Annotated in this window: 11 protein-coding genes; all 11 read left to right on the top strand. The window is 59.1% G+C overall.

Features of this window, described 5'->3' with window-relative positions:
- The first annotated feature begins 141 nt into the window (after positions 1-141).
- The 11 genes from ACQ4N8_RS23245 (at position 142) to ACQ4N8_RS23195 (ending at position 17,595) form a co-directional block, all read left to right on the top strand.
- Complete coding sequence (locus ACQ4N8_RS23245; protein WP_430706734.1) at positions 142-753, top strand: peptidoglycan-binding protein LysM; 612 nt, start codon at positions 142-144, stop codon at positions 751-753.
- Positions 754-765: 12 nt separating this feature from the next.
- Positions 766-1,809, top strand: coding sequence for a phage late control D family protein (locus ACQ4N8_RS23240; protein WP_430706733.1), 1,044 nt, complete (start codon positions 766-768; stop codon positions 1,807-1,809).
- Positions 1,806-2,528: a phage baseplate assembly protein V gene (locus ACQ4N8_RS23235; protein ID WP_430706732.1), complete on the top strand. Its 723-nt coding sequence runs from the start codon at positions 1,806-1,808 to the stop codon at positions 2,526-2,528. The genes ACQ4N8_RS23240 and ACQ4N8_RS23235 overlap by 4 nt, the downstream gene beginning before the upstream one ends.
- Before the next feature lie 236 nt (positions 2,529-2,764).
- Positions 2,765-3,160: a PAAR domain-containing protein gene (locus tag ACQ4N8_RS23230; RefSeq protein WP_430706731.1), complete on the top strand. Its 396-nt coding sequence runs from the start codon at positions 2,765-2,767 to the stop codon at positions 3,158-3,160.
- Between the two features lie 4 nt (positions 3,161-3,164).
- The gene (locus ACQ4N8_RS23225; protein WP_430706730.1) at positions 3,165-3,560 is read left to right on the top strand and encodes a GPW/gp25 family protein; all 396 of its coding nucleotides are present in this window, start codon (positions 3,165-3,167) and stop codon (positions 3,558-3,560) included.
- On the top strand, positions 3,560-7,192 hold the full coding sequence (locus tag ACQ4N8_RS23220) for a putative baseplate assembly protein (protein WP_430706729.1): 3,633 nt from the start codon (positions 3,560-3,562) through the stop codon (positions 7,190-7,192). The genes ACQ4N8_RS23225 and ACQ4N8_RS23220 overlap by 1 nt, the downstream gene beginning before the upstream one ends.
- Before the next feature lie 31 nt (positions 7,193-7,223).
- Positions 7,224-8,096 (top strand): hypothetical protein, encoded by an 873-nt coding sequence (locus ACQ4N8_RS23215; protein WP_430706728.1) that lies wholly within the window; start codon positions 7,224-7,226, stop codon positions 8,094-8,096.
- The gene (locus tag ACQ4N8_RS23210) at positions 8,093-8,842 is read left to right on the top strand and encodes a phage tail protein (protein ID WP_430706727.1); all 750 of its coding nucleotides are present in this window, start codon (positions 8,093-8,095) and stop codon (positions 8,840-8,842) included. The genes ACQ4N8_RS23215 and ACQ4N8_RS23210 overlap by 4 nt, the downstream gene beginning before the upstream one ends.
- Positions 8,843-8,867: 25 nt before the next feature.
- Positions 8,868-11,717, top strand: a complete 2,850-nt coding sequence (locus ACQ4N8_RS23205) for a tail fiber domain-containing protein (RefSeq protein WP_430706726.1) — start codon at positions 8,868-8,870, stop codon at positions 11,715-11,717.
- 20 nt (positions 11,718-11,737) lie between these two features.
- Positions 11,738-11,926, top strand: coding sequence for a hypothetical protein (locus ACQ4N8_RS23200; RefSeq protein ID WP_430706725.1), 189 nt, complete (start codon positions 11,738-11,740; stop codon positions 11,924-11,926).
- Positions 11,927-11,976: 50 nt separating this feature from the next.
- Positions 11,977-17,595: a tail fiber domain-containing protein gene (locus ACQ4N8_RS23195; protein WP_430706724.1), complete on the top strand. Its 5,619-nt coding sequence runs from the start codon at positions 11,977-11,979 to the stop codon at positions 17,593-17,595.
- Positions 17,596-17,649 lie beyond the last annotated feature (54 nt).

The raw sequence follows: 17,649 nt of genomic DNA, 5'->3' as shown, positions 1-17,649 counted from the left end.
ATTCGGGCTCGTCCATACCGTAAACGGCGGCGGCGAGTCCCAAATGCTCCCACAACGTCAAAGTATCGTAAAATACCGGCTGCTCTTCCAGGTGCTGGAGAAGAAATTGGCCATTCGTAACGACCGAAGGGGGCTCAGATAATGGCCGAGAAAGCCAAAATCATCCCCGTCGACATGGGCGGCGGCGCGATTGAGGTCATGTTTAACCCGAACGAGTACACCGTTTCATTCGAGGGGAAATACACCGGAGAGAAGAACCACAAGCAGTTTCAGATCACGGAAACGCCGGAATTCAAGGTCTCGTTATTTTACGACACCTATGAGAAACGCACGGACGTGCGCAAGAAAACCCGGGAGCTGACCTCCCTGCTGGATCCGAAGGTCAGCGGCAAAAGCACGAAAAAACCGCCGGTCTGCCTGTTCGTCTGGGGCGGCTTCACCTATCGCGGCCTGCTGAGCCGGATTGAGCAGAAGTTCACGATGTTTATGGAGAACGGCACGCCGGTCCGCTCCCTGCTGGATGTCACCTTCATAACGGACGAACCGGACAAGGTAGTCGAGGACAACCAGGGGCTGAACGCCTGCCGGAAGCTGTGGATCGTCAAGAGCGGAGACCGGCTCGACCTGATCGCGAATGAAGCGCTGAAGGACCCGCTGGCCTGGCGGCGGATTGCCGAGCTGAACCGGATCGTCAATCCGGTCGGCTTTCCCGGAGAAAACGACGTCGGGAGGACCCTGGTCATCCCGGATTAAGGCGGGGGTTGAATGAGCACCAGCGTAGCGAAATACGCGATCGAACTGAATGGAAGCAAGCTGTCCGCGGAGCTGAATGCCGCCGTGGAAGGCGTCACGCTGGAGGATGAGCTGAACCTGCCGGCGATTTTCTCCATTCAGTTGAACATGGTTGATTCAAGCGGCGGCATGTGGCGCGGAATCGACCTGAAGAACATCAAGCCGGGCGACAAGCTGAAGCTGTCGCTTGGCCTGGATAATCCCGTGCCGCTGGTCAGCGGCGAGATTACCGCCCTCGACCTGAACTTCTCCGAGCATTCCGTGCTCGATATCCGCGGCTACGATATGCTCCACCGCCTGCGGATGGGGACGCGGAGCAAGGTGTTCCTAAAGAAGAAGGACAGCGATATCGCCTCCGAAATCGCCAAGGAGCACGGCCTGACGCCGGTGGTGGACGACACCAAGACGATTTACCCGTACATGTTCCAGAACAACCGGAGCAACTACGAGTTCCTGCTGGAGCGCGCTGCCCTGCTCGATTATGAGCTGTATGCCGACGACAAGAAGCTGTATTTCGTCAAGTCGCGGATGCAGAAGGCGCCGGAGCTGCCGGAGCTGGCCTTCAAGAAGGATTTCGAGCGGCTGAACCTGGAGCTGCGGACGCTGACCCGGGGCAGCAAGGTGAAGGTGCGGGGCTGGGACGTGAAGGAGAAGAAGGAGCTGGAGGCGGAAGCTAAAGCGGGCGACGAGATCAGCAAAATGGGCGGGAAGGAGACCGGCTTCGACATCTCCGCGAAGTCCATCGAGGAATCGCCGATTGCGATCAGCGCGGAGAATCTGATCGATATGAGCGAGGCCAAGGCGCTTGCCGCCGCCGCTTACAACAGCCACCTGCGCGAGTTCATTTCCGGCGAAGGCACATGCTGGGGGAATCCGCAGCTGCGGGCCGGCAGGACGGTGAAGCTGACCGGACTCGGCGACCGCTTCAGCGGCATTTATTATATCGTGTCCACGGTCCACAAAATGGACAGCAAGGGCTATACCACGACTTTTAAGGTGAAGAGGACAAGCCTATGAACGAAGGAGCCGGAATTTCCAATTTTACGGGCAGCATGCCGGGCGAAGGCCGGATCTACGGCGTGGTGGCAGGTGTCGTCATCAAGAACGATTCGGCGAACGACGCGGACAAGCCGGGTCCCGGGCGAGTGAAGGTGAAGGTGCCGCTGATCGGCATGCCGGAATCCAATTGGGCCCGCGTCGCCTCCTGGATGGCCGGCAAGGACAGGGGAGCCTTTTTCCTGCCGGAGGTCGACGACGAGGTGCTGGTGATGTTCGAGAACGGAGATGTGAATCGTCCTTACGTGATCGGCTCGCTGTGGAACGGCAAAGATACGCCGCCCGAAACCAACAAGGACGGCAAGAACAATCTGCGCGTCTTCAAGTCGCGCAGCGGCCATCTGCTGGAGTTCGCCGACACCAAGGGCGAGGAGCGGATCACGATTACCTCCGCCAAGGGGCATGTCATCCGGCTGGACGACAAGAGCGGCGCGGAGCGCATTGAGATCAAGGACAAGTCGGGAAGCAACGGCGTCCTGATCGACGCTAAGGCGAACAAGGTGTCGATCGTCTCCGGCAAGGACATCGAAATCTCCGCGCCGAGCGGCAAGCTGTCCCTGGCCGCGAAGACGGTTGAGCTGAAGTCGTCGGCGGACACCACGATCTCAGCCGCGGCGGGCATGAACGTGAAGGCCTCGGCCAGCATGACGATCAAGGGAGCCACCGTGAACATCAACTAGCAAGTCGATCATCCTTATAAATGCGAGTTCTAAAAGTCGGGTTTACAGGACCGAGAAGGTTGGATGAAGCTAGGGACTGAGTAGCGGAGCGTAGTCAAAACTACGTGAGCAACGGAAGGCCCGGCTGAATTCAAGATTCGACGTCGAGTCTACTTCATGAATATCTTCGTCATGGAAAGACGACTTTTTGAACAACCTCTATAAGCACTGCATATAACCAGCAAGGAGTTGAGCGCATGGGACAGCCTGCCGCGAAGAAGGGCGACCGCATTCTGGCCACGGATACGCACATCGTGATGCTGCCTGCCGGCGCTTCGGTCGTTCCGACGCCGCTGCCGCATCCGTTTACGGGCATCCTGGACGGAGGATTAAGCAGCAATGTCAATATTATGGGCCAGCCTGCGGCAACTGTCGATTCCACGGCGACCAATACGCCGGCACACGCCCCGCAGGGAGGCCCGTTTCAGAAGCCGCCGCAAAACAAAGGCAAGATCATCATGGGCAGCGCAACCGTAAAGATCAACGGCAAGATGGCCGCCAGAAGCGGCGATGCCGCAATGACCTGCAATGATCCGGCCGACCTGCCGGTAGGCAAGGTGGTTGCGGCGGGAACGGTTTTTATAGGAGGTTGAGGTTATGGAAGTCATAGACTTTTTGGGGCGCGGCTGGAGGTTTCCCTTCGCCGTGCAGCGGGGCAGCATCCTCGGCTCGGACGGCGAGGATTCGATCCGCGAGTCGGTCATGCTGATCCTGTCCACCGCGCGGGGCGAACGCGTCATGCGGCCGGACTTCGGCTGCCGCCTGAACGAGCTGGTCTTCGCCCCGAACAACATGAGCACGGCGACGCTGATCCGCAGCTTTATCGAAGAGGCGCTGCTGAACTGGGAGCCGCGGATCGAGGTGGAGGACATTACGGTTACGCCGCGCTCCGACCAGCCGGTGCTGGACGTCTCGATCGACTACTCGATCAAGGCCAGCAACAGCAAATACAATCTGGTTTATCCATTCTTCCTTGAAAGCGTGGGGAAATAATGCCAAACCTATTGCCTACAATCGATAAACGGAACCAGGAGCAGCTGATCCCGGAGCTGCGGCGTCTGATTTACAGGTATTGCCGCAGGGAATGGTCGGATATGACGGAGTTGGAAGCGGACAAGAGGGTGGATGCCTTGGTCCGCATCTTTGCCAATATGATGGGGAAGGTGATCGAGCGCTTGAACAAGGCGCCCGAGAAGAACTTTATTTCCTTCCTCAATATGATCGGAATCAGCCCGACCCCGCCAAGGGCGGCCAAAGCGCCGCTGCTGTTTACGCCCAAGGCGGACGCAGAGCAGATCGGCACGATTCCCGCGGGAACGATGGTGTCCGCGCAGCCGGAAAGCGGCGGCGAGGTCATCTTCGAGACCGAGAAGGATTTGACGGTGATCCGGCCGCGGCTAGTCCGGGCCGTAAGCCTTGACCCTGGAGCGGACAGCTGGAGCGACCAGGGCTTCCTCTTTGCCGGGGATGCGGGCGGCCGCACGGCCGAATTGTTCAGGGGAGAAGAAACGGTGGTGCACCGGCTGCACCTGGGGCATTCACAGCTGCTAGGGTTTCAGGAGACGGGCAATCGTCTGTCGATTCAGTTCAACAAGCCCGGGCAAGCGGTATTTGCCGAACCGGAAGGCGAGGAAACGGGCGGGCTGCTGGATATTGACTGGTACATTTACGGCGAGGACGGCGAAGCGGTGAAGCTGATTCCGGATCTGGCCGCCGAGGATAACAGCGGAGCGGCATGGAAGGCAACCTACCGGTTCGATAACTTGCCGGCGGCGCACGGCAAGGCGTTTTCCGGTTATGAGCATGCCCAGACCCTGCGCGAGTGGAACAGCAAATGGATTTTTGCCGAGCTGAAATCGCCGATTACGGCGGAGCGCGCTATGCCGGACATTGAGGATATCCGGCTGGAGCTGAGCATCCAGAGCCCGGCGCCGCTTGCGCCGGATGCGGCGATAAGCAACGGGACGGCGCTTGACACGGGCAAGGACTACTATCCGTTCGGCGAGAAGCCCAAGGTCAACGATACGTTTTATCTGGCCTGCGGAGAAGCCTTCTCCAAGCCTTCCGCCGAAATTGCCGTCGCTATCGAGCTGTCCGACCCGGAGATCAGCCCGCTGCCCGATACCCCGTATGTCAAGCTAGAGTGGGAGTACTGGAACGGGGCGGAATGGCAGCCCATTTCCGGTATCCGCGAATCTGCCGGCGCTGAAGCCTTGGATTCCGCCGACGACCGCCGTCCGGGGCTGTTGACCGCCAGCGGGACCGTAAGTTTCACCTGCCCGGGCATCAAACCGTCCGTCGTGAACGGCGAGGAGAATAACTGGATCCGCGTCCGCATTACCGGCGGCAATTACGGCGAGGATGCGAAATACGACTACCAGGACGAAACGGTCAAGCTGGGGGAGAACGACATCCAGATCGCTCAGCTCCAGTTTACCCCTGCGACGTATGCGCCGCCTTCCGTCCGGCGAATCGGCATCTCCTATGCCTATACGCTGGAGGATTATCCGGAGCTGGTGCTGACGGAGAACAATTTCAGCTTCGAGGACAAGACCGAGGAGTGCCGGGAGCCGGAGCGGTATTTCAAACCCTTCTATCCCGGCACAGAGCTGGAGCCGACTTTCTATCTCGGCTTCGATCAGGATGTCCGTAGCCTGCCGGTGTCGCTGTTCTTTCCGCTCACCGGCGAGCAGCTTGGCATCCGCCCGATCGTGGCCTGGGAGTACTGGGACGGCAGACGTTGGATGACGCTCAGCGTCAGCGACGAGACCCGGCATTTCACCAGAAGGGAAATCCTCCAGTTCGCCGTACCCGAGGATATGGAGGCGCGCCCGCTTTTCGGGACGGAGCATTACTGGATCCGGGCCCGGCTGGACGAAGGGGAATTCAAGATTGCTCCGCAGCTGGACGCGATTTATGCCAACGCCGTATGGGCACGCAATTCGAATACGGTCAGCGGCGAAATTCCCGGCTCCAGCAATGGTGAAGAGAATCAGAGCTTCCAGCTGTCGAAGACGCCGGTGCTGCCGGGCCAGTCCGTATGGGTGCGCGAGGCCTCCGGACAAGGGGAATGGGTGTTATGGGAAGAGGTTGATGCATTTTCGGTGTCCGATTCCTCGGCAAGGCATTACATGCTGGACCGGAGCAGCGGAGTGCTGCAGTTCGGAGACGGCAAGAACGGCATGATTCCTCCGACGGGAATCGAGAACATCAAGTGCGACTACCATCACGCCGGCGGCGCCGCCGGAAATGTGGCGGCCGGAACCATCATCAAGATGTGGGACAATTTCAGCTGGCTGGAATCGGTGTCCAATCCGGTTGCGGCGGACGGCGGCTTCGATCAGGAGGAAACGGATCAGGCTGCAATCCGCGGGCCGCATACGCTGAAGAGCTGGAACAGAGGCGTAACGGCGGAAGATATGGAATGGCTGGTTCGGGAAGCGATGCCGCAGATCGCCAAGGTGAGGTGCCTTGGGGCGACGGACCGGGACCTGAACTTTGTTCCCGGAACGGCGACGGTTATCGTCGTGCCGGAGATCGACAATCCGCGGCCGACGCCAAGCCAGGAACTGCTCAGCGAGATCGAGGCTTACCTGCTTGAACGGACCTCGGCCGTACTGGATACGGAATTGCCGGGCATTGCGGTGACCGGTCCGGACTATGTCCGCATTGGTATCGAGGCTAAGGTAGCCTTCAGTTCGATAGACCAGCGCAAGGTGACGGAAGGACGCATTATCGACAACCTGAAGCGTTTCTTCCATCCGCTGCACGGCGGCGACGGAAATGCCGGATGGGATCTGGGCAAGAATCTGTACGTGTCCGAGGTCTATGCCGTCATCAAAGACACCCCCGGCGTCGATTATGTCTCGGACATCGCCGTCAAGTCTTCCGCGCAGTGCTGGACGCTGGGCGTTGACCCGCTGGAGAGCGGACCGTACAAGCCGCTGGCGGCTTATCCCAAATTCAGCGCCGTCCGTTCGGACGACAATGCGATTTACTACGCGCTTGCTGAAGGCGTGCCGGCAGGCTCAGGCGTAAAGACGCTCATGGTCAAGGGCTTCAAGGAAAGGGATATCATCCGCCTGCGTTACCGGGGATACGCGCCGGTAGAGCTGTTGATCGAATCCGTTGACGGGGATGTGCTGGGCTGCAGGACGCTGGACGGGGAGCCGCTGAAGCGCGTTTATCCGGAAGGCAGCGACGTGGAATTCGGCGCTCCCGGGAATAGGATCATCCGCAGCTATATTCTGAACGAGCTTACGGCCGGCGCAGAATCGTTCAGCCTGAAGATCGCCGTCTTCGAGCCGGGTGACATCGTATATTTAAGCCGGAACGACGAGTACGTCAACATGACGCCGCTCAAGCTCCATCAGGTGAGCTCGAAGAATATATTTCTTGAGGAAGATCAGCTGATCTTCGGCGGCACTCATTTCATCAACAAGCCCGATGAACCGGCGTTTCCGTACCTCCTGGACAAGCTGGCGAACCAAGTCCACGATCTCAGCGGAACGGTGCCGGAGTGCCGGCTTGCTTCCATCGTCAAGGAAGAGCGCAAATATCTGCCTTCGCCGGTTGCCGCGCCTGACGCCGACCGTTGTCCGTACTGCTTTCCCGCAGAGGAATGACGGAAAATGAACATCGAAAGGAGGAACGCGCATGGCGCTTCCCGTACCGAATCTGGACGACCTCGGCTTCAATGAACTGGTCGCCGACGCCAAATCCCTGATTCCGACCTATGCTCCGGAATGGACCAACTATAACCCGTCCGATCCCGGAATTACCCTGGTGGAGCTGTTTGCGTGGTTCAGCGAGATGATTCTGTACCGCATGGATCAGGTGACGGAGGAAACCCAGCTGGCCTTCCTGAAGCTGCTGGGCATTACCCCGGATGCGGAGGAGGGGCTGGCATCCGGCATACGCCGAGGGGTGCAGCAATTCTTGGAGCGCTTCCGGGCCGTGACGGCGGAGGATTATGAGCTGCTTGCCAAAGAGGGGCTGATGCAGATTCCGCGCATTCTGGAGAAGTATCCGGACCTTGCGGTACGAGCCTTCTGCCTGATCAACACGAATATGGAGAGCGGGGCGGACGGCTCGAAGGTAGCCTTCGGGCATGTCAGCGTCATTCTGGCGCTGCGCACCGGAAACCAGAAGGATTTGCTGCGCGAGATTACCGATATCAAGGCCAGCGTCAAAGCTTATCTCGATGCCCGCAAGCTGCTGACCACGCGCATCCACGTTGTGGAGCCCGATTACCGCGATATCCGGATCGAGATGACGGTCGCGGCCAGGGATAAAGGGATGGCCGGCACCGCAGCGGAGGCGATAACGTGTTTCCTTGATCCGGTAACGGGCGGGGAAGGCGGGCAGGGATGGCCGCCGGGAAGAAAGCTGTACGCGTCCGACCTGTATCACCTGGTTGAGGGCATACCCGGCATCGAGCACGTAACGAACGTGGCGCTGGAGTCCCCCGACCTGCAGCCGTACCAGCTGTTCAGGCTAAAGGAATTGAAGGTTGAGGTGGAATCATGAGTAGTCTCGACGATTACAGCTTCGTGCAGTACCTGCCGCGCGTGTTTCAGCAGAAATCAGGGGAAACGGATGAGGAATTTTTTCTGGGCCGTTTCCTTCAGGCGTTTGAAGCGCTGATGTCCGGCAAAACGGCGGCGGAGGGAGAAGAATCGGTCGGCATTGAAGCGCTGCTGGACGGACTTCACCGCTATTTCGATCCCCTTCATACTCCGTCCGCGTTCCTTCCCTGGCTGGCCGGCTGGGTAGGCCTGGAGCTTGCGGAGGGCGTGGAGTACGACGGCGAGCTGGACAAACTGGAACGGACCCAGGCGCCTTCGCAGCTGCTGCCGCTTCAAAAGCCCCGCAGCACGGTTAACCGCAAGCTCCTCGGCAGCGTCGTCCAGCTATACAAGAAACGCGGCACGCTGGAGGGGTTGGCGGAATATTTGCAGGTTTACGCCGGCGAGGAAGCAGCGATCTCGATCAGCGACTTCGAAGAGCCGGTCCGTTGCGGCATAGGGCAGCGGGTCGGAATCAACACGATGACGGGGGCTGCCGATCCGAGCTATTTTTCCGTCCATGTCATTCTTCCGGCGCCAACCCGCACGCTGCTGCAGGACAAGACGCGGGTTCTTCAGGAGGCCATCCGCAAGGAACGGCCCTTTTACACGAACTCCAGCCTGAATATCGAAGTGCCGCATATGCGCCTCGGGGTCTACGGACGCGTCGGTATGGAAACCTTGGTCGGGGGTATAAGAGAGGAATAGAGAATTTTGAGCCGGAGGTTGAAACATGGGAAAAGAATTTGTAAGAATGCGGTACTTTGACGGACTCTTTCTGAATGCCGAAGATTACAGCCTGGATCAGGAGTTCTATCTTCGCCTGCAGCGGCTGCATAATCGCCACCTCCATACCTGGGGCATCGTGAGCGGACTTAAAGTCCAGCCGTTTCAGGAAACCGGATCGATGAAGGTCAAGGTCACAGAGGGGCTGGCGCTGAACCAGGTGATGGTGGAAGACGCCGTAACGAAGAAGCGGGAGAGCCTCAGCCAGGAAATCCTGATCTATGAAGGGCATCCGGATAATCCGGTCGATCTGTCCGAATATAACGCCAATGAGAACATTTATATTTACATCAGCTACGAAGAGGCTCCCGCCGACCAAAATATCGAGCGGGGCCAGGGCAACTTCATCCATATCTGGGAGCGGGGACGGATCCGTCACGGCAGCACGAAGCCGGCAGGACCGGAGCATATCGTTCTCGCCCGGGTCGTGCCGCGCAAAAGCGGCGCGGATATCGTGATTGACAACACCTGCATCTTCGATTACGACAGCAACGCCGAGCGGACTCCGCTGCGGGTATACGCAGGCGCAGCGGGCAAAAAGATGGTGACCGAGAAGCTGGTCGTCAAGGCGAAAAACGGGGACATAAACGACGACATGCCGCTGAGCGACGAGGTTCTCGCCCAAATGCCGTCGGTCTATGCGCTGCAGGATGGCAAGGTGCTGGAAGTCAATTCGCGGGAAGTCAACATGACGGGAGATTTAAAAATCGGCGGGGACCTTACCGTGCAGGGCGAGCTGATCCTGCAGAGCAAGGACCGGTCGCAAAGCGAATTGCGGATCATGAACAGCTTTGTCGAGGTCAACAGCCCGAACTATGACGATCCGGACTATGAGTATCCCGGCCCGCGCGACGGCGGTCTTGAGGTCTACCGCGGCGGTACCGACGATGCACGGATCGTCTGGGTGGAGAGCGAGAAATGCTTCAAGGTGGGGCTCGGCACGGATTTGAAGAAAATCGCTTACGGCAATGAATGGGAGAGCCTGATTAAGGGCGATCATGCCGATTCCCTGCACAGACATGGCAGAATTTCGTTCTCGGACTCCGTTTCCTTAAGCTACAGCAGCGCCGGCAAGCTGTTCAGCGACGCTGATCTGGCGATCAAGGACGATAAGACGCTGTGGCTGAAGGGCGTGGATAAGGAGCATATCGAAGGCGCGCATGGCTTGGGCTGGTACGGCAAAGGGAAGACGTTTGCCGCAGCCGAAATTGACGGGCCGGTGCTCTTCGGCGGCAAGGGAGGCGCGCTCGGCACCCGGACGCCAAACCCGGACGGCTCCGTGACGGAGAAGCCGGTGCTCTCCTGGAACAGCAGCGGCCATGTGGGGATCGGCCCGCGCAAAACGCTGGAGGATTTGCTTGACGTCGACGGCAGCCTGCGCGTACTGAGCGGTAAGAACCCGATCCGCTTCACCTCCGAATGGTCCGGTTTCCCGGACGATAAGTATAACGGGGCGGAAATTTCCAACGACGTAACCGGCCACAAGGCGCTGATGATCGTCGGCAACCAGTCCGCCGGTCAAGGGCGCAAGGTGGCCATCTGGGACCGGCTCGACGTAAACGGCTTCCTGTACGTGAACGGAAGCATGCAGGCCTCGCAGGAGATTATCCCGAGCGTGGGGAACGGGGCGCATAACGGCATCATCTTCCCGAGCGATCCGGGCGGCGGCTCCGGCGACCTCGCCTGGATCAAATATTATCCGCGCACCGGCGAAGCGTGCACGCTGGAGATCGGCACCTCGAACGACGGCAATGACCATATCTCCCTGAACGCTGCGGGCAATGTAGGGATCGGGACGCTGAATCCGGCGGACAAGCTGGATATTGCGGGCGGCCTCCGTCTGATGACGGGAGCGAACCAGAACCCGATCCGCTTCACCTCGGCCTGGTCCGGCTTCCCAGATCAGACCAAGAATCAAGCCGAAATCAGCAATGATACGACGAACTACAAGACGCTGATGATCATCGGAAACTCCTCGGGCGGCCAGGGCCGGAAGGTGTCGGTCTGGGACCGCCTCGACGTAAACGGGTACCTGCAGGTGAACGGCAGCGCCCAGATCACGGGCGACCTGCAGATCGGCGGGACCATTAAGACGTCGTCCGTCCTCAAGTTCGACGGCCAGTTCAGTAAGCTCGACGTAGGGAACGAGTTCACCGCCTCGGTGCGATGCGCCGATTTCTGCATCGGCTATCCGGGCCGCCGCGGCAGCCTAGGCCGGGCTTTGGTTGACAGCGGCAGCGCCCTTGTGCTCAATTACGGCAACGACTGGTCTTACGCCGCCGTACACAGCAACCTTCAAGTCCAGCGTGCCCTGATTCCGAGCGCGGGCAGCGGCGCCAACGGGATTATCTTCCCGTCCGACCCGGGCGGAGGCAGCGGCGATTCGGCGTGGATTAAATACTATCCGACCAGCGGTGAAAATTGCGTCCTGGATATCGGCGTATCGAACGATGCCGGCGACCGCATCAACCTGCATGCCAGCGGCGGCGTCTATGCCAACGGAAGCGTGTACTGGGCTTCTTCCCGCGAGATCAAGGAAAATATCGCCGATTTTCAGGTGAAGGAAGCGAAGCTGCTGCTGGACGGGCTGAACCCGGTCTCGTTCAAGTACAAAGAAGGTAAGAAGGAAAGAACGCTGGGCTTTATCGCCGAGGAGGTTCCGGCGGTGCTTGCGGACAATGAGCAGCGCGCCGTAAGCGGCATGGACATTATCGCCGTCCTGACCAGTGTAGTAAAGGATCAGCAGAAGGCGCTGACCCGCATGCAAAAACAAATCGCAGCCCTGCAGGGCGCCTAAACCATAGGAGGATGATCAGGATGAACGAACAAATCAAAGCGCGTATTGAAGAATTGAAAGCCGAGCTTGCGGCAGGCCAGCAAATGATGCAGGAGCTGGACGAGAAGCGCAGCAGCCTGAGCTACGCGATGACCCGCATCAGCGGCGCGGTGCAGGTGCTGGAAGAAATGGCGGCAAGCGAAGAAGAAGCAGCCGAAGCTGAAGCCTAAGGCATGAGGGGAACAAGCCGCATATTTGAAGAGCCGGGAGGAGTGGGATTGTGCCAAAGGATATGAAACGAATGCATTATTTCAACGGGCTGCTGCTGAAGCAGGAGGATCTGACGCTCGACCAGGAGTACCATAAGCGTGCGCAGCGTCTTCATAACCGTTATTTTCATAATTGGGGCGTCGTAACGGGACTTGAAGTGGAGAAGAGCGACCAGACGAGTGTGGCGGTCAAGCCGGGCATGGCGCTTAACCGGGTCTTCGATCCGGAGAACAACGAAGAGATTAGCCAGGAGATCGTGATCAGCGATACACATCCGGCCCGGGTGCTCGATCTGTCCGGCTACAGCACCTCGGATCAGGTGTACATCACGGTGAGCTACAAGGAAGTGCAGGCGGACCCGGATCTGGTTAAGGGCGGCGGCCAGGAGATTCACGTTTGGGAAATTGCCGAGTTGAACTCCAGCTCGTCCAAGCCGGCCGACGTGCGCAAGGATATTCTGCTCGCCCGCGTGACCTTGAAGCATAATCCGGACGGGACCTTGGCCATCGACCAAATTGCCGATACGGATGTGGACGGCACCAATCTGGTCACCCGAGCGCTTGGCGGGGCGACGCTCAAGGCCGAGAAAATCATTATCGGTCCGAACGAGGACCCGGAGCTGCCGTATTTCAGCGGCCCCGTCAAAGAAAGCGGGGAGAACGCAAACAAGCTGTACGTCCACGCCCCCTTAACTGAATTTACCGGGAACGTCCGCGCCGTATCGCTCGACACGTCCGGCCCGCTTAACGTGAACGGGCCGCTGACCGTGTCGGCGGGCGGGGAGCCGTCGCTCCGGTTGGATGCTTCCGGGGATGTGGAGATGGCCGGAACCGTCACGATCGCAGGTCCCTTGACGGCGAAGAACGGCATCGAAGTCAGCGGGGGAATGGCGACGCTTGACGTGCCGCAGGTGGTCATCAGCGGAAACCTGGTCACGCTGAACAAAAATGCCGACGCCAGAAACGTCAGCGGCATGGAGATTGTCCGCGAGGATCAGCCCAGCGCGAAGCTGCTCTGGGACGAGCAGGCGCAAGCCTGGAAGATCGGAACCGATAAGAAGGAAGGCGTTGATGGCGGCGGCTTATACAATGTCGCTTACGGCCCGGACTGGGAACGGCTTCACGGCAAAGGCAACGCGGATACGCTGCACATGCATACCCGGCTTCATTCCGAGGACGGCCTTCCGGTGCTCAGCACGGATACCGCGGGGAACATTATGGTCGAGCATGACTTGACCGTTTATGGAAGCCTGGTTGCCAAACAGGGGGGACTGGAGGTCTCCCGCGGCGAAACACAGCCGAATGCCCGTATTGCCTGGAACGAGGAGGCCAAATCGTGGCAGATCGGCACGGGCAACGATATGACCGAGATTCCGGACGGAGCGCAATGGGAGGAGTTGACCGGCGGACAGAATGCCGACGGGCTGCATACGCACAGTCAATTCCATAATGATGACAAGTCCAAGCTGGCTCTGGAAATCGGCGCCGACGGCAACGTGAACATCCCGCATGAACTGATGGTCGGCGAGACGCTGACCGTGAACAAGCTGATCGTCCGGGAGGAAGAGGTTCTGGTCAAGAAGGTGGAACAGGAGGTAGCGGACAGCTACATCACGGTTAATAAGGCTGAGGACGGGGATGCGATTGACGCCAAAGGCGGTCTAGAGGTGTACCGCGGCAGCGGCCAATCGCCGGCCCGCCTTGAATGGAACGAGAACGAGCGGAAATGGAAAGTGGGAATCGAAGGCAGCCTGTCCGACATCCCGTACGGCAGCAAATGGGATTCGCTCACCGGCGGAGCCGTAGCGGATGCCGCGCACAAGCACAGCACTTTAACCACATCCTCGGGCGGCACGGTTCTTTCCGCAGATGACCAGGGCAAGCTGACGGCTTCGGGTAACGTGGAAATCGGCGGGGCTTGGCTTGCGAAGGGCGACGCCGATTTGCAAGGCGCTTTGCATGTCGGGGGTTCTGCAACGATTGACGGCAACCTGACCGTAAAGGGCAAGACCACCTTCGTGGAGAAGCAGGATCTGGTCGTCATCAGCAACCGCATCGAGCTGAACAAATCGGAAGGGAACAGCCAGGCGTTTAAGCAGAGCAGCATCGAGGTGTACCGGGGCTCGCAAAATCCGAGCGCTAAGCTCGTCTGGGACGAAAACGACCTCAGATGGAAGTTTGGCATCGGCGACGATTTGTCCAACATCGCCTACGGCAGCAATTGGGATGCTTTGACCAGCGGAGTGAATGTTGAAGCCGACGGTCTGCATAAGCATAATTCGCTTGTCGACAGAGATGGACGTACCGTTGTCCGGGCCAATAGCGAAGGCAATCTCGAGATTGAGAACGACGCCGAAGTCGCAGGTACGCTTACCGTTAACCAAGGCGCGGAGATCAGCGGCGGGCTGGCGGTGGACCAGCTGAGGGTCGACGGCAATCTTGTCGTCAACGGAAAAACAACCACGGTTGAGCGCGAGGATCTCGTCGTCACGAACAACATGATCGAAATCAACAAATACGAAGGCGATGCGCCCGCCTATAACGAAAGCGGCATCGAGGTGTACCGCGGCGATTCGCAGCCTGCCGCAAAAATCATCTGGGATGAGAGCGAGCGCAAGTGGAAGGTCGGCACCGGCAGCGCGCTGGAGACGATCGCCAGCGGCAGCTCCTGGGAGAAGCTGACCCGGACTGAGAATGCCGATTCCCTGCATCTGCACAGCCAGCTGTTCAATCCGCAGACGGATATCCTGGCCCTCAGCGCCAGCGCCGAAGGAGACGTGGACGTCCATCACGACCTTACCGTAGGCAGCAATCTTACGGTTGCCGGCAATTTGGAGGTCAGAGGGACAACGGCAGCGATTATTACGGACGAACTGACCTTCGGCAGCACCCTTGTCACCCTGAACAAGGACGGCGACGCCGTATCTTCGGCCTCCGGCGGGGGCATCGAGGTGTACCGCGGCGGGGAGCAGCCGGCGGCCCGGATCGGGTGGGACGAAGCGAAGGGTCAGTGGATGATCGGGACATCTTCCGCAAGTTCTGCGCTAACCGTGGATGCCGGCGGCAACGTCAACGCCGCAGGCAGCCTGAAAGCCGCAAGCGCGGACATTCAGGGCACCTTGACGGCCGGCAACGCGGTGATTGCCGGAACGGTTACGTTGGGAGACGGCCTTGAAGTGCCTCATGAGACGGAAACGAAAGCGCAGATCAAGTGGGTGAAGGACCGCTGGAATCTGGGAACTGCCGGCAAAACGGTACTAAGCCTGACCCGAAGCGGAAGGATGGGCGTAGGCACCGACAACCCGACCGAGGCGCTGGATGTGGCCGGCAAAGCCTTATTCCGCACGGAAGCCGAGTTTTCCGGCGCAGCTTCGTTCTCAGGCACGGTAACCGCGCATAAAGCGGCGTCCTTTGAAGCGGAAGCTTCCTTTAACAAGGGGATTCAGGCAACCGATGTCGCGGTCAGCCATCAAATGCGGGTCTCCGGCATGCTGGTGGCGGCAGGCGGATTGGAAACGCCGCGCGGGCTGGATGCAAGCGGCAAGGACCTGCCAAACGCGAGAATCTACTGGAATAACGAGCAGAAGGCATGGTTCTACAGCGACGGCGAGACGAGCTCCGAATTCGGCGTCGGCAAAGGCGGGATGAACAAGCTCTACAATGAGCAGGGCGACACGGTGGCGGTGTATGCCGACAATCAAGGCAGAGTCGGGATCGGCACCACCGCACCTTTGGGGCTGCTCGAAGTCAAGATAACCGGGGACAATACGGCATTCAGCGTAACCGAAGAGGGCGACGTTGGTATCGGCACCTATAATCCGCAAGAGAAGCTTGACGTGCAAGGCAACGCGGCGGTGGCGGGAACGCTTATGGCGGCTGACGCCGTCATCTCCAATAACCTGACGGTAGCCGGCAACCTAACGGTGAACGGGGATATCATGACGATCAATACCGCTACGCTTGAGGTCGAGGACAATATCATCCGGGTCAACAAGTACGAACCGCAGCCGACTCCGCTTGTCAAGAACGCGGGACTTGAAGTGTTCCGCGGCGGTACCGCGCTTCCGGCGCAGCTTCTATGGGACGAAACGGCGGACCAATGGCTTGCCGGCGTATCCGATTCGCTGCGGGCTATTGAATTCAAGGGCCACTCCCATCCGGAATTTGCCCCGCTGCTCAGCGCGATGACCGTTGATTCCGGGAATATCGGTATCGGAACTTCAGCGCCGGCCGCCAAGCTGGACGTAAACGGCAATGCGGCTGTTTCCGGAAGACTGACTGTGGGCGAGCTGCAGATCAGCGGCAGCTTCGGGGTAACCAGCATGACGATCAGCGATACGCTGACCGTTATGAACGGCGTGGTAAACAACGCTTTGACCGTGAAAGATATTGCTGCAAGCGGGATGCTGACTGCCGAGAAGGCGACCGTCAACCAGACGCTGACCGCGAAGGATATAACCGTAAGCAATACGCTAACGGCCAAGGATGCGGTGGTCAGCAGCGCAATCACCGTCAAGGATGCTACAGTCAGCAATGCCCTGACCTCCCATGATGCCATGATTACGAACACGCTTGTAGCAAAGGATGTCGTGTTCAGCGGCAGCGTGGCGGTCAGCCGGGGCTTTGAGGTGAACCGGGGAACGGAAGCGAAAGCGCAAATTCTCTGGGACGAAACCGCGGACGAGTGGCAGCTCGGCGTTGCCGGTCAGATGAAAGGCGTTGCGTACAACGACCACACGCACCAGGAGCTGACCGCCCTTGGAAGCGTGCTTACGGTTGCCTTCGGCAATCTCGGCGTCGGAACCGCCGCGCCGAAGGCTAAGCTGGACGTAACGGGAAACGCCGCCTTCTCCGGCAAGCTATCGGCAGACGAAGCGGAAATCGCCGGCGCATGGACTGCTGCCAGTGCGGACATCACAGGAACGCTGGCGGCAAAGGATATTACCGCCAGCGGCACGCTGGCCGCACCGTCAGCGAGCATCGCCAGCACGCTGACGGCGAAGGACATTACCGCCAGCGGCACATTGACCGCGGCCGACGCGATCATTAGCGGCAGCCTTACGGTTAGCCAAAGCGTTGAAGTTAGCCGTGGCGCGGAAGTGAATGCGCAGCTTCTCTGGAACGAGGAACTGGGCGAATGGCAGGCCGGCATCCAAGGCAGCCTGAAGCAGCTGGCTTACAGCGACCATACCCACAGCGAGCTTTCCAGACTGACCGGCGTCATTACGGTCAATGACAGCCTTAATGTGGGGATCGGCAAGACCGCTTCCGACGATTACAAGCTGGATGTGGAGGGCAACCTGCGCGCCGCAAATTTCGCCCAGACCTCTTCACGCGCCTTAAAGGAGAACATCGCCAGCCTTCCCGGCAAGAAAGCGCTGGAACTGCTGAACAAGCTAAAGCCGGTAACCTTCAATTATAAGACAGAGAACGGCAAGAAGCAGAACATCGGGTTTATCGCTGAAGAGGTTCCTACGATCTTTGCGACTAACGATCACAAATCGGTTGTTCTGATGGACATTATCGCGGTTCTGACCACCGTGGTGCAGAAGCACCAGAAAGAAGCAGGCGATATGCGCAAACGGGTAGATGCCCTGCAAGCCCAAGTAGCCGCATTGACCGGAGCTTAAGCACAGGTTGTAAGCGCAGACGCGCCGCGCAAGAATTGCAATGAAGACTACAGG

This window comes from Paenibacillus macerans (assembly GCF_050565405.1).
GTDB classification, from domain to species: domain Bacteria; phylum Bacillota; class Bacilli; order Paenibacillales; family Paenibacillaceae; genus Fontibacillus; species Fontibacillus macerans_B.
This window is presented reverse-complemented; position numbering and strand designations above follow the sequence as displayed.

What these genes read in the sequence shown, in the direction of transcription:
- ACQ4N8_RS23225 (WP_430706730.1), top strand. Translation starts at nt 3,165, where the DNA reads ATGGAAGTCATAGACTTTTTGGGGCGCGGCTGGAGGTTTCCCTTCGCC.
- ACQ4N8_RS23205 (WP_430706726.1), top strand. Translation starts at nt 8,868, where the DNA reads ATGGGAAAAGAATTTGTAAGAATGCGGTACTTTGACGGACTCTTTCTG.
- ACQ4N8_RS23245 (WP_430706734.1), top strand. Translation starts at nt 142, where the DNA reads ATGGCCGAGAAAGCCAAAATCATCCCCGTCGACATGGGCGGCGGCGCG.
- ACQ4N8_RS23210 (WP_430706727.1), top strand. Translation starts at nt 8,093, where the DNA reads ATGAGTAGTCTCGACGATTACAGCTTCGTGCAGTACCTGCCGCGCGTG.
- ACQ4N8_RS23215 (WP_430706728.1), top strand. Translation starts at nt 7,224, where the DNA reads ATGGCGCTTCCCGTACCGAATCTGGACGACCTCGGCTTCAATGAACTG.
- ACQ4N8_RS23240 (WP_430706733.1), top strand. Translation starts at nt 766, where the DNA reads ATGAGCACCAGCGTAGCGAAATACGCGATCGAACTGAATGGAAGCAAG.
- ACQ4N8_RS23230 (WP_430706731.1), top strand. Translation starts at nt 2,765, where the DNA reads ATGGGACAGCCTGCCGCGAAGAAGGGCGACCGCATTCTGGCCACGGAT.
- ACQ4N8_RS23235 (WP_430706732.1), top strand. Translation starts at nt 1,806, where the DNA reads ATGAACGAAGGAGCCGGAATTTCCAATTTTACGGGCAGCATGCCGGGC.
- ACQ4N8_RS23220 (WP_430706729.1), top strand. Translation starts at nt 3,560, where the DNA reads ATGCCAAACCTATTGCCTACAATCGATAAACGGAACCAGGAGCAGCTG.
- ACQ4N8_RS23200 (WP_430706725.1), top strand. Translation starts at nt 11,738, where the DNA reads ATGAACGAACAAATCAAAGCGCGTATTGAAGAATTGAAAGCCGAGCTT.